Annotated in this window: 1 protein-coding gene; it reads right to left on the minus strand. The window is 33.4% G+C overall.

The annotated features are described in order from the left end of the window. Positions 1 to 458, minus strand: a 458-nt coding sequence (locus tag J5M58_RS26810; protein WP_207880403.1) for a ribonuclease H family protein, incomplete at both ends; no start/stop codon positions are given.

A 458-nucleotide genomic window follows, 5' to 3' on the forward strand; every position in this document is an offset into this window, starting at 1 on the left:
TCAATTAAGTGTTTAATTTCAGGATCATTTTGTTGATGACGAATGAATTGTTCTTTAGTCCATAAAGTTTGTTCTGTATTTTGTATTGCCATGATGTGTTTTTCATCATCTTCCTCTGGTGTACAATTTTGAATTGCTCGTGATAAATGATCAACATCTTTCATAGCTGTTCCTGGTCTATGTTTAATTGTCATTCCATCAAATTCCGTGATAAAACTAGCCCAATTAGATAATCGTCCTGGTAATTCTGTTTTTGTTAAAAGCCAAGTTAAAGCAATGTGATCGGTTATTAAAGTGAATTGCATCCCAATTAAATAAGGTTTAAACTTGTGAAGTGCAAATACAACAGCTAAACATTCTCTTTCAGTAACTGTGTATTTTGTTTCCATTTTGGTCAATTGTCTGCTGGCAAAGGCGATTGGAGCCCATTTCTTGTTTATTTGTCTTTGGGTTAATGC

It is taken from the genome of Pseudomonas sp. 32_A (assembly GCF_017490905.1).
Taxonomy (GTDB): domain Bacteria; phylum Pseudomonadota; class Gammaproteobacteria; order Pseudomonadales; family Pseudomonadaceae; genus Aquipseudomonas; species Aquipseudomonas inefficax.